General features: G+C 64.3%; 10 protein-coding genes and 1 other RNA gene. 7 read left to right on the top strand and 4 right to left on the bottom strand.

The genetic code is table 11. From position 1 onward, the window contains the following. Positions 1–144 precede the first annotated feature (144 nt). Positions 145–456, bottom strand: coding sequence for a DUF2853 family protein (locus AC0L2L_RS32635; protein ID WP_027168769.1), 312 nt, complete (start codon positions 454–456; stop codon positions 145–147). Between the two features lie 168 nt (positions 457–624). Between AC0L2L_RS32635 and ssrA the strand changes: the two genes are divergently transcribed. Both ssrA and AC0L2L_RS32625 read left to right on the top strand, forming a co-directional pair. Then, positions 625–985: a transfer-messenger RNA gene (ssrA, locus tag AC0L2L_RS32630) on the top strand. A 104-nt stretch (positions 986–1089) separates the two neighbouring features. After that, on the top strand, positions 1090–1650 hold the full coding sequence (locus AC0L2L_RS32625) for an AAA family ATPase (protein WP_473583915.1): 561 nt from the start codon (positions 1090–1092) through the stop codon (positions 1648–1650). A 44-nt stretch (positions 1651–1694) separates the two neighbouring features. On the opposite strand, the gene AC0L2L_RS32620 is transcribed toward AC0L2L_RS32625, so the two are convergent. Beyond that, entirely contained in the window at positions 1695–2900 is a 1206-nt protein-coding gene (locus AC0L2L_RS32620; RefSeq protein WP_473583914.1) for a multidrug effflux MFS transporter, read from the bottom strand. Between the two features lie 209 nt (positions 2901–3109). Between AC0L2L_RS32620 and AC0L2L_RS32615 the strand changes: the two genes are divergently transcribed. The 4 genes from AC0L2L_RS32615 (at position 3110) to AC0L2L_RS32600 (ending at position 4885) form a co-directional block, all read left to right on the top strand. Next, positions 3110–3793 (top strand): TetR/AcrR family transcriptional regulator, encoded by a 684-nt coding sequence (locus AC0L2L_RS32615; protein WP_473583913.1) that lies wholly within the window; start codon positions 3110–3112, stop codon positions 3791–3793. Between the two features lie 116 nt (positions 3794–3909). Continuing rightward, entirely contained in the window at positions 3910–4440 is a 531-nt protein-coding gene (locus tag AC0L2L_RS32610; RefSeq protein WP_473583912.1) for an SspB family protein, read from the top strand. Between the two features lie 9 nt (positions 4441–4449). Beyond that, the gene (locus AC0L2L_RS32605) at positions 4450–4647 is read left to right on the top strand and encodes a DUF4169 family protein (RefSeq protein WP_473583911.1); all 198 of its coding nucleotides are present in this window, start codon (positions 4450–4452) and stop codon (positions 4645–4647) included. Positions 4648–4657: 10 nt separating this feature from the next. Continuing rightward, positions 4658–4885 carry a ribbon-helix-helix domain-containing protein gene (locus AC0L2L_RS32600; protein ID WP_473583910.1) on the top strand — a complete coding sequence of 76 codons (228 nt, stop codon included), beginning with the start codon at positions 4658–4660 and terminating at the stop codon, positions 4883–4885. 98 nt (positions 4886–4983) lie between these two features. On the opposite strand, the gene AC0L2L_RS32595 is transcribed toward AC0L2L_RS32600, so the two are convergent. Further along, positions 4984–6789, bottom strand: a complete 1806-nt coding sequence (locus tag AC0L2L_RS32595; protein WP_473583909.1) for a chloride channel protein — start codon at positions 6787–6789, stop codon at positions 4984–4986. Positions 6790–6958: 169 nt separating this feature from the next. Here AC0L2L_RS32595 and AC0L2L_RS32590 point away from each other — a divergent pair, with 169 nt between their 5' ends. Then, positions 6959–7387: a MarR family winged helix-turn-helix transcriptional regulator gene (locus AC0L2L_RS32590; RefSeq protein ID WP_473583908.1), complete on the top strand. Its 429-nt coding sequence runs from the start codon at positions 6959–6961 to the stop codon at positions 7385–7387. A 430-nt stretch (positions 7388–7817) separates the two neighbouring features. Here AC0L2L_RS32590 and AC0L2L_RS32585 read toward each other — a convergent pair whose 3' ends face one another. Further along, positions 7818–11774 carry an AsmA family protein gene (locus AC0L2L_RS32585; protein ID WP_473583907.1) on the bottom strand — a complete coding sequence of 1319 codons (3957 nt, stop codon included), beginning with the start codon at positions 11772–11774 and terminating at the stop codon, positions 7818–7820. Positions 11775–11835: the final 61 nt, after the last annotated feature.

The following is an 11835-nucleotide window of genomic DNA, read 5'->3' as shown; positions in this document are numbered from 1 at the left end:
TATTGGCCCAGCGGCTTTGCCTCTATCCGCCAAAACCACAAAAAAACCTCCCTCCCCCCCGGCCCACCCCCCAAAAGTAGGTGCACCGCCCAAAACCCCCGGGGGGCGGCCCGGGTCGGGGGCGGGCCGCGGGGTGGCTGCGCCTCAGAGTGAGCCGAGTTTGCCGAGGTCCTTGGCAACCAGATAGTAGAAGGTCACGCGGCTCTTGGTGTTGTCCGCCTGCATCGCCTTGCAGGTCTTCTCGATCGAGGCGTTTGCCTTTGCGGCATCGGCGACGCCGAGCTTCTTGCCGATCCAGTTCTCCCGCACGCGATCGAGTTCCTTCGGGTCAGTGCAGGACACCAGCGAGGAATCGCGGTTCCTGAGCGCAATGCCCAGATGCTTGACGATCTTATCGACCACGTCGGCGCTGGCGCCGGCATCGTATTTCTTCACATCCGCAAGATAGTCGGCCATCAAACTTCCCCTCGTCGGCGCCACGGATCCAGTCGATGAGGGTTGTGGCGCGCCGCGCAACCTGTGCGCTAGGTCAAGGACTCCTCACCGCGAGCGAGATTTGATTGAGTGGCCGCGCAAGTCAACCCTTGGCTGTGCAGTTTGGCATAACCGGATAAGTGCCGGCTTGGCCTTTCTTTTTCCGTCATCGCTCCCTATATTCGTTTCGTCGGCTTGACCGACTATGGCGATAAACAGGCGATGAAATAAGCCGTTCGGACCCGGGGGCGGTACCCGGCGCCTCCACCAAAAACCGCTCTGGCCGACGGAGCGGCTTTTGCTGGGGGCGAAATAGGATCGACGAAGGTGTAAAGATCGTACTTTTGCCCGGCATTGTACCACCGTTATCGGGCTAAACTTATAGTTGCCAACGACAACTATGCGGAAGCACGTCTCGCTGCTTAATGCGGCGCGAACGCTTCAAATCAAGCCCTAGGGGTTCGCACTTCTAGGCGGGGTTCGGAGGTACCTGGCAACAGAAACCTCCACTTCTCCCCTCCTTTGCTTCTTCCCAGACCAACCGAACGACCAAGGCCCGTCCGGTGCTTGGAATGCACGGCGACAGCCTTGCCGTTCATCACCCATGGACAGGCGATGCAAAACGATTCCGACCGATTCTTCGTGCTGACGGGCGGCCCCGGCTCCGGCAAGACCACCCTGATCGAGGCGCTGCGGGCCGAAGGCTGCGCGACCGCGCCAGAAGCAGGACGCGGCATCATCCGCGACCAGGTGGCGATCGGCGGCGCTGCCCTTCCCTGGCAGGATCGCGCTCTCTTTGCCGAGCTGATGTTGTCGTGGGAGCTTCACTCCTGGCACGCCGCGCGTGCCGAACCGCCCGGCCCGATCTTCTTCGACCGCGGCGCCCCCGACACGATCGGCTATCTCAAGCTCTGCGGCTTGCCGGTGCCGGATCACGTCAAAAGAGCGGCGCGGAAGTTTCGCTATGCGCGCCGCGTCTTCGTCGCCCCGCCATGGCCGGAGATCTTCACCCAGGACGAAGAACGCAAGCAGACGCTCGACGAAGCCGAGCGCACATTCCGTTCGCTGACCGGCGTCTATGCGGAGCTCGGCTACGAATTGGTGCCCTTGCCTCTGGCTTCGGTCGAAGAGCGGGTGCGCTTCGTCATCGGTCAGGCAGGCTTGCGACAGACGTGAAAAAGGCCGGGCAAGCCCGGCCTTTCGTTTCTTTGAGAGCGGCCCTATTCCGCCGGCGCTTCCACCGCGTCGCGCGAACGGCCGAGCGTGAGCTTGGCCAGCGTGAACGAGATCACCGCGCAGAGCGTGATGCCTGCCACCATCGGCAGCGGCGTGCCGTCGAAGAAGATGCCGGCGACGCCCATGGCCAGCGCGCCGATAGCGAAGTGCAGCGTGCCCATCAGCGCCGAGGCCGTGCCTGCAATCTCGCCATGCTCTTCCATCGCCAGCACCGAGGTGGTGGGGATGACCAGGCCAAGGAAGCCGTAGCCGACGAAGAGCAGCGCCGCCATCACGTCAAGCCGGTCGACGCCGGACGCCATGATCGCGAACAGCGCGACCATCACCGTGGCATAGCCAGTGACCGCCACCCAGACGACGCGCTTCAACCCGAAACGATCGGCCAGCAGCCCGGTCAGCTGCGACATGCCGATGAAGGCGACCGCGTTGATCGAGAAGAACACGCTGTAGACCGACGGCGACAGGCCGTAGTGGTCGATCAGGATGAAGGACGAGCTCGACAGATAGACGAAGAAGCTGGCAATGCCGAAACCGGCGATCGCCACCAACCCAAGGAAGTTGCGGTCGCCCATCAGGAAGCGATAGCCGGCAAGCGCCGTGCCGAAGGAGGAGCCGGCGCGCTCTTCAACCGGCCGCGTTTCCTTGAGCGAAGTCGCCAACAGGATGGTGGCTAAAGCCGCAGCACCCGTCACCGTCCAGAAGACGGCGCGCCAGCCAAAGCTCTCGATGATCTGGCTGCCGGTCAGCGGCGCGAGGATAGGCGACACCGAGAACACCAGCATCAAGAGCGACATCAGCTTGGCGGCCTCGTTGCCGGTGTGCAGGTCGCGCACGATGGCGCGCGGCACCGCCATGCCGGCGCTGGCGCCAAGACCCTGCAGGAAACGGAAGGCGATCAGCCACTCGATGGTCGGCGCCATGGCCGAACCGACGCCGCCGACCATGAACAGCGCCAGGCCTGCGTAAAGCGGCACCTTTCGCCCGACCATGTCGGAGATCGGACCGACGACGATCTGACCGAAGCCCATCGACAGGAAGAAGATCAAAAGGCTCATCTGCACGGCGGCGGTGCCGGCATGCAGATCCTGGCCGATCGAAGGCAGCGCGGGGAGATACATATCGATCGCAAACGGGCCGATTGCGGACAACAAGCCGAGCACGACCGCGATGCGGAGGAATTTGGGACTCATGATAAGGCTCTTTTCGGATCTGGTTGCCGCCGCGAAATACCGGCGTCTGAACCCAGGACGTTCCATCCCGCGGAAATCCTATATTCAGAGCGAATTCATTCGGCTTCTCAGACCGAACTTTTCGACTCTCCAGCGCGGACTTCCCTTTGTTGTGTCCACAAATTTAGACAGGCTTGTCCAATTCGTCAATCACCGCTATATAGATTTCTATGAAGCTCGGCGTGTCTCCTGACATTTTCCCGCCACGCAGCCACGAGGCCAAGCGCGTGTCGGTGGTCGATGCCGCCGCTTCGGTCTTCTGCCGGGAAGGCTACGCCGGCGCCAATATCGACCTGATCGCGGCCGAGGCCGGCGTATCACGGCAAACCGTCTACAACCATCACGGCGATAAGGAAAAGCTCTTCGTCGCCGTCGTGCGCGATCTGACGGAGCGTTGCAACGCCGGCATCTTCGTCACCATCGCAACCTTCCCCGACCAGCCCGCCAATCTCGAGGCCGATCTGATCGCCTTTGCGGTGCGCATGAACCGCAACTGCATCTGCAACCGCGACGGGCGCTTCCTGCGCAAGCTGATCCAGGCCGAAGGCGGGCGTTATCCGGAACTGTTTGCCGAATGGCGCGAACAAGGCCCGGGCCGCACCTGGTCGGCGCTTGCCGCGCGCTTTGCCCGGCTTGCCTTTGCCGGTCACCTGTCGATCGGCGACCCCGACGTCGCGGCGCGTCAATTCCTTGCCCTCGTCAATGCCGAGCTTCAGATAACTTTCATGCTGGGCGGCGCGCCGACCGAGGAAGAGGTGCTGCGCTCCGCCACCAACGGCGTGCGCACCTTTCTCAGTGCCTTCGCCAAGAAGAAATTGCCAGCCGGCAAGCAGGCGATGCTCGTCCACGCCTGAGCGATCAAATCGCCGGTACCCCTCTTGGCCTCGGCGCTTTGCGCCTATATGCGGTTTACGCCGCGCCCAAGCTTGATTACAGCTATGCGGACGATTCAACGGAACCCGACCATCACATGGCCGACGACCACATCCGCTACGACATTCTGGCCCAGGAGGCCCTGCGCGGCGTCATGCGCAAGGTCCTGGCCGAAGTCGCGCGTACCGGCCTCCCGGGCAACCACCATTTCTTCATCACCTTCCTGACCGGCGCGCCGGGCGTGCGCATCTCGTCCAGGCTGCGCGAGCGCTATCCCGAGCAGATGACCATCGTCATCCAGTTCCAGTACTGGGACCTCAAGGTGACGGATGCCGGCTTCGAAGTAGGCCTTTCCTTCTCCGACGTTCCCGAAAAGCTCGAAATCCCCTTCTCCGCCGTGCGCGGCTTCTACGATCCGTCGGTCAATTTCGAACTCGAATTCGACGTCAAGACGGAAAGCGCCGAAGACGAGGCCGCCGCCCCGGCGCCCGAACCGGTCGCCGTCGTGCCGGAAAAGAAGTCGGAAACGAAGAAGAAGGCTGCCGAGGCCGAGAAGAAGCCGGTAGTCGCCGAGACCGGCGGCAAGGGCGCCGACGTCGTTTCGCTCGACGCCTTCCGCAAGAAATAGTTTAGCGCCATGGGCGAGGTCGTCAATCTCCGCCAGGCCCGCAAGCACAAAGCGCGCACCGAGAAGGAACGCCAGGCCGGCGAGAACCGGGCGGTGCATGGCAGGACCAAGGCCGAGCGCGAGCGTGACCGGCTGACATCCGAAAAGGCGAAACAATTCGTGGCGGGCCATCGCCGTGAAAAGCCCGACGACCCCGACAAGCGCTGAGCACCTGCAAATGACCGCGGTCGAAAAACGTTCGGTAACGATCCGCGGTCACCGCACCAGCTTTTCGCTGGAACAACCCTTTTATGACGATCTCATCGCCATTGCCGCGGAGCGCTCGCTGTCGCTCGCGGCCCTGGTCGCGGAGATCGACGAGACGCGCACCCGCGACGCGAACCTGTCGTCCGCACTCAGGCTGTACGTGCTCGCCTGGGCCAAGCGTAGTGGCAACGCGACCTAGAGCGGTTCACCGTTTCACGAAAGCGGCGAGCCGCTCTATCTCCTTGTTTTTACGCAATTCCGGACGGAAAGTCGTTTCACACCTTTCCTGGAATTACTCTAGACCGCGTTATCGCTGGCGCTTTGTTGCGCCTTGCGCTTCGCGCCGAAGCTGAGCAACGCAGTGCGGTCGCGCTCCTCCGACTGCTTTTTCGACCTTACCCGCATCATGTCTTTCCAGCCGATATAGCCGATGAGCCGTTCATCCTCGCGTGAGACCACAGGCAAATGCGAGACGTTGGCGAGCAGCAGCTTGTCGGAAAGCGCCTCCAGATATTCGTCCGGATAAGCGAGCGTGATCTTGCTGCCTGCGAGCAATTCCCCAAGCGTCGCCTTGCGGTGCTTGCCGGCGCGCCGCCAGCGCAGGATCGCCGGCGGATCGATCACGCCGAGCACATGTCCCGCTTCGTTGATCACCGGGAAGCTCGGATGCCGCGTGTCCGGGGCCGTCAGGAAGGTTGCCGCGCCGTGCAGCGTCATCGCCGCCGGTACGCTCTCGACCTTGGTCGTCATCACTTCCTTGACCCTGGTCAAGGCGAAAGGATCGACGCGGTATTCGCGGACGAGGTGATGCCCGCGCCGCGCCACCTTCTCGGTCAGGATCGAGCGCTTCATCAACAGCACGGTAACCGCATGGGCGGTGGCGCAGGCGGCGATCAGCGGCACCAGGACATGCGTGTTGCCGGTGAGCTCGGCGGCGAAGAAGGTCGCGGTCAGCGGCGCGCGCATGGTGCCGCCCATGGTCGCGGCCATCGCCAGTAGCGGCCAGAAGCCGGGGCTCGCCTCGGGCAGGATGCCTGAGAGGACCGCTCCCATCGCGCCGCCCATGATGAGCAGCGGCGCCAGCACGCCTCCCGAGGTCCCCGACCCCAGCGCCACCGACCAGATGATGGCCTTCACCACCAGAAGCAGCAGCGCGGCGGTCGCGACCGTGCGGCCGTCGAGCATGTTGGCGATGTTGTCGTAGCCGACGCCAAGCGCGTGCGGTTCGATCAGTCCGCCGATGCCGACCACAAGGCCGCCGATCATCGGCCACCACATCCAGTGTATCGGCAGCTTCAGGAAGGCGTCCTCGCAGGCATAGACCAATTGCGTCAGCAGGCCAGAAAGAAGCCCGGAGGCAATGCCGATCAGCACCCAGCCGCCCAGCCCGGCGATCGATGCCTCCATGGTCCCGGAGAACGGAAAGATCGGACCCGGCAGATGCAGTAGGGTGCGTTCGACCTCCGCGACGATCGCCGCGACGGCGACCGGAATGAAGCTGCGCGGCGTCCATTCGAACAGGAGCAGCTCGACGGCAAGCATGATGGCGGCGATCGGCGTTCCGAACACCGTCGTCATGCCGGCCGCCGCACCCACCACCAGCAGCGTCTTGCGCTCATTGTCGCTGACCGGCAGCATCTGCGCGATCAGCGAGCCGATGGCGCCGCCGGTCATGATGATCGGGCCTTCGGCGCCGAACGGTCCGCCCGAGCCGATCGAGATCGCCGACGACAGCGGCTTCAGCACGGCGACCTTGGCGTCGAGCCGCGAGCGTCCCAACAGGATCGCCTCGATGGCTTCGGGAATGCCGTGGCCGCGGATCTTCTCGCTGCCGAAACGCGCCATCAATCCGATGATCAACGCGCCGATCACCGGCACGATGACCGCGGCAAGCCCAAGCGGCGTGTCCTCGAGCCTCAGCTCGGCCAGCGTGAACTGGCCGAAATAGGCTATGTTGGTGGCAAGCCTGATGAGCTTCAAGAGCACGATGCCTGCGAAGAGCCCGGCTGTCGCCACCACCACGGCGATGGCCGCGATCAGCAGCACCCGCGGATCGGTCGTGAAGTCGCGAAGATGGCCGTTGCCGGCGCGAGCGGATTTCATATCGGAGCCTGAACTTTCTGGCGGCGTAAAGGCCGGCCGGTTTCAGGTGGCCTAATATCGTAATACGATATAAACGTTCAAGATGGTTTTCTCCGCCGCTCCGCGTCATTTTGGACGGGGACCGCGACAGCCGGTTGAGCTTTTGCAGGAAAGGACCATAAGTCGGGAAATGACGCCGCCGAAACCACGCCCCGCCATCAGTCAGGCTGACTACCAGCGGCTGTCCCAGTTCCGTTATCTGATCCGCCGCTTTCTCGAATTCAGCCAGGTCCAGGCGAACGACGCCGGCCTCACACCGCGCCAGCACCAGGCGCTGCTGGCGATCAAGGGCTTTCCCAGTGGCGGGCCGGTGGCGGTGGGCGATCTTGCCGAGCGCCTGCGCATCCGCCACCACAGCGCGGTGGAACTGGTGAACCGCCTTGCCGAGGCGGGCCTGGTCATACGTAATCAGGATAAGGGCGATCATCGGCGCGTGCTGCTGCACCTCACCCCGCTTGCCGACGAGCGCCTGGCCGAATTGTCAGCCGCACATCTCGACGAGCTTTCGCGCATCGAGCCGATGCTGCAGCGCCTGCTCTCGCGCCGAGGAGAGTCCTGAGCGCTAAGATATTCAACTAGTTCGCCGACCCAGGGATTTTGAAAGGTTGCCGTTCGTCTTGTTGCAAGATTTCCGTTCATATCCGTGAAATCAGCACAAACGCCCGGGATTGGTTGAAGCCGCTCCAACCTCGTCATTCTATGGCGGAGCAAGGAGCGAAGCGACGCGGCGCAGACCATAGAATCCATGCCGTGACTTGGAAGTGCCGCCACGGCGCGGAATTTTGCTCCGTTGCACGCCTTGGCGAAGGTAACGGCATGGATTCTAGGGTCTTCGCGACGGAGCTTCGCTCCTGCTCCGCCCTAGAATGACGATCGCGATGGGCGTTTCGGCCAATCTCCAACGCATGCCACTTGCCAATGCAAAACGGAGCCGTCCGGTCAAATCCGTGTGCTGGGGAACTAGTTCCGCCACGCGTGCGGTGTAAAGCTCAACCACCGTCGAGCGATTTCAAAAGATTGTCGATCGTGAACGGATTGGCCTTGGGCTTCGCGGGCGCTGAGGCCGAACCGTCGTTGACGCCGGGCAGCGACCGGTCGACCTTCCGCGTTTGCGCGGCCGCCTTGCGCGCTGCCTCCAGCCTTGCCTGCTCGGCCTTCTTGCGATTGGCCTCGGCCTGCGCCTTGGCATCGGCTTCCGCCTTGGCCCTCGCCTCTTCGTCCGCCTTGGCTTTCGCGTCGGCCTCGGCCTGAGCCTGTGCATCAGCCTGTGCCTGCGCTTCCGCCTCGGCCTGAGCCCTGGCATCGGCTTCCGCCTTGGCCCTCGCCTCTTCGTCTGCCTTGGCTTTGGCGTCGGCTTCAGCCTGTGCCTGTGCTTCCGCCTCGGCTTTGGCCTTGGCTTCGGCCTCGGCCTTCTGGCGCGCCTCTTCCTCTTGCCGGCGCAACGCCTCGGCCGCCTTGTCGCGCTCCGTCTGCAGCGACGCGTAGTAGCGCACTTCGCGCCGCAGCCGCTGCTTTTCCAGGAGGGCCGCCTGCATCGCCTCGACCCGCTGCTGTTCCTTCTCCAGCGCACGCTGCGTCAGGAACTGCGCCAGCGGACCGCTGTCGAACTGGGGCGCGGCCGCCCCAAGCGGACCGTCCAGGCTGAAATTGACGGCCGGCTCGGAGCCGACCAGCGCCTCGTCGCCGGGACGATAGGTCAGCGCCCCCTTGGCCTGGACGGTGCTTGTGTTGAGATCCGCGGTCACGTCGGCGGACAAAGTCGCCCCGGGATTTTCGAGGCTGATCGGCAGCGCCCGCAGCGTGGCATTGGCGACGGTGAAGGCCACATCCGTGTCGCCGGCGGCAAAGCTGCCCTCCCCGGCGATCTGCGGCGCGAAGCCCGCTGTCTTGGCCGTGTCGATATCGCGTCCGATTGCATCGGCCTTGGCGATGATGGCGGCAAAGCCGTCCGGATTGATGCCGTCCACATTCAAGCCCTTCAGCGCCGCGGTGCCGGATCCGGACAGGGCGGCAATCATGGCATCGACCGATTTGCCGCTGGTCGACAGCGCAGCCGAAAGGTCGCCGCCGCCGCCGATGCCGGCACCGGGCAGGACCGCGGAAAGATCGCTGCCGGCGAGCCTGATCTGGCCGGAGAACAGGCCGGTGCCCTCGGTGTTCTTCAGGTCGAACAGGCCGGTCAAATCGCCGCCGTAAAGCTTGGCCTTGAGATCGGAGACGTGGATGCCTTCGCGATCGAGCTTCAGCGAGAACGCCGCGTCATGCGCGGTGGCGAACGGCCCGACGGCGAGCGCCGAGGTGTTGAGATCGAGGTCTGCATTGAACGGCAGCGTCGACTTCTGGCTGAACGGCGTCTTCGGCCATCCGCCCTTGGCGGAGGCGAAGGATTGGTCGCCGAACAGCGAGACCGCCAGCGGATCGAGGTCAAGTTCATCGAGCACCAGCGCCCCTGCGAGATGCGGCAGCCCGTCCTTGGCGTCGATATTAACGTCGCCGGACACCGCCGCCTTGTTGATCGAACCGGTGAGACCGCTCAGCACCAGAAGCCCGTTGCCGAAATCGGCATCGGCCGCCAGCGACGTCGAAGTCCCGGTTCCCATGCCGGGCAGGCCTACCCCCGTCGTCATCAGCCACGGCTCGATGTCGGCAGCGTCGAGATTGACCTTGCCTTTGGCGGTTGGGCCTTGTGCCGTCCCGGCGACGGTTCCGGCGAAACTAACCCTGAAATCATCGGCCGTCAGATTGAAGCTGGTCGCGAGGCCGCCGGCAACCGAGCCTTTCGCCGAGATGTCGGTGTTGGCGTGGCCGAGCATGCCGAGCGGCAGCGCCGGCAGGCCATAAAGCGCCAGCAGCGTCGTGGCATTGTCGTTGCGGGCGTTGAAGGTGATCGATACCGGCGCCTCGGAGAGCTTGTCCACGGCTCCCTTGCCGGAAAGCGAAGCCGAGAAGGCCGAACCGCCGGCCTTACCCTGGGCGGAAAGCGCGAGACCGGTGCTGCCGTCGCCATTGTCGGCGGCGCTGGTCAACAGATCGATGCGCGCATCCTGGAACAGTTCGGGATAGGCCGCCGCGCGGCTGGCCAGGCCTTTGAGCACGGCATTGTCCGGATAATGCTGCGCCGCGACGTCGATCAGCGGCTTTAGGTCGACGGCCACCACGGAAGCGTTGAGCTTGCCGGTCGGGCTCTCCGGAAAATCCTTGATCCGGCCGGTAGCGCTGATCGATGCGCCGGCGAGGCCGCCGACCGAAAGCCGGTCGATCTCGAGCAGGCCCTCGCGCAGCCGTAGCGCCGTGTCGACGTTGTCGGCGCTGAACCCCGCCGCGCTGACCGGACCTGCCTTGATCTGGAAATCGAGATCGCGATCCGAAAAACGGTTGGCGCCCTTGTCGCTGATGAAGATCGAGGCGAAGGCCGCGAGCCCGTCCAGGTCCATTTCGCCGCCCGTCAGCCGCATCAGCACCGATGGCCTGGCGCCGTCCGGCTGGCTGGAATCGATGCTGCCCGAGAATTTCGCCTTGCCGAGGATGAGTTCAAGGTCGCTGAAGGATTGCCGGTTCTCGCTGAGATCGACCTTGGCCTTGAAACCTGCCGCGGGCAGCCGGCGGATGGCTTCGTCGACATCCTTCGACAGCCAGGCGGCAAAGCCGGAAGGCTGTCCGACGGCCAACAGCAACGAACCGTCGAAGCCGAAATGGTCCTTGACGCTCAGCATGCCGTTGGCTTCGAGCGTCGTGCGGCCGGGCAGCATCGCGGCAAGCGACTTGACGGACCAGCCGCCCTCGGCCGGCTCGGCCGACAGCCGCACGTCGCGCACCGTCGTGTCGCCCGCCACCACTGCCGGCAGCCGAACCTCGATCGTGCCCGGTATGGTCGGCTTCGGCATATGCTGCAGCGTCTGCTCCAAAGCCGCGATGCGCTGGTCGAGCGTAAAGCCGGCTCCGGCGGCCCCGCCGACAGCCTCGTCGAACTGGACCTGCGCGCCGTTGGCCTCGACCGCGAAATGCGGCTTCAGGCCGAGATCGACCGATGCCTTGCCGTCGGCTGTGTAGGGATTGTCGAGTGGCCCGGTCTCGAAGCGGAACTGGTCGACATTGAGCTTCTGGTGGTCCAGCGCGAACTTGCCGTTGAGCCGGAAGCCGGGGTCGGGCTTGCCGGTCTTGATCTTGGCCGGCTGGCCGTCGTTGCCGCGCAGCTCGGCCGAATTCCTATCGTCACCGGATATCTTGAACTGGCCGGAATAGACCGCTGCGCCCTTGACGATGCCGGCATTGCCGTCGGCTTCGACGATCAGCGGATAGGCATCGGGATCGGCTTTCAGCCTGAGCCGCATCCGGCCGTCCGGTTCCACCTTGCCGGTCGAAGCCGAGACGTTCGTGCGCAAACCGTCGAAGCGCAGCGTGCCGTCCATGCGCCAGGGGCCGGCGAGCGATTTGGCGGAAATCGTCGAGTTGATCTCGGAGATCACATGGCTGCGCCCGCCGGCCTCGTGGCGCAGCTCGACCTGCCCCTCGGTGACCGTCAGCTTCTCGATCGAGATCTGGCCGGGATCGAAGGGCGATGATGGCCGGATCGCCCAGTCAACCGTCCCGTCGCCGGCAACGTCTATGGTCGCCTTGGGGTGCACCAGCCGCATGTCGAAGATCAGCACCTCGCCGCGCAGGAACGGCGCAAGCTCCGCATCCATGGAGAAGGTCTCCACCGTCATCGCCGGCTGGCCTTCCGGCCCGCCCGCGACCTCGACATTCGAGAAGGTCACCGACGGAAACGGCAGCAGCCGCGCCGTCGCATCGCCCTTCACCGTCACCTTCCGGCCGAGGACAGTGCTTGCCTCGCGCTCGAAATCGCCCCGGTAACCCGTCCAGTCGATGAAATACGGCACCACCAGCGCCGCGCACAGCACCAGCACGAACAGGCCACCGAAGATCACGAACAGGCGGGCGAGCATCTGTTTCCCGGGTTGAAAGTCAGCCGCACTCTACCCGCATCCGCGTGTCGATAAAGAGGCA

This window comes from Mesorhizobium sp. WSM4832, from assembly GCF_055811115.1.
This window is presented reverse-complemented; position numbering and strand designations above follow the sequence as displayed.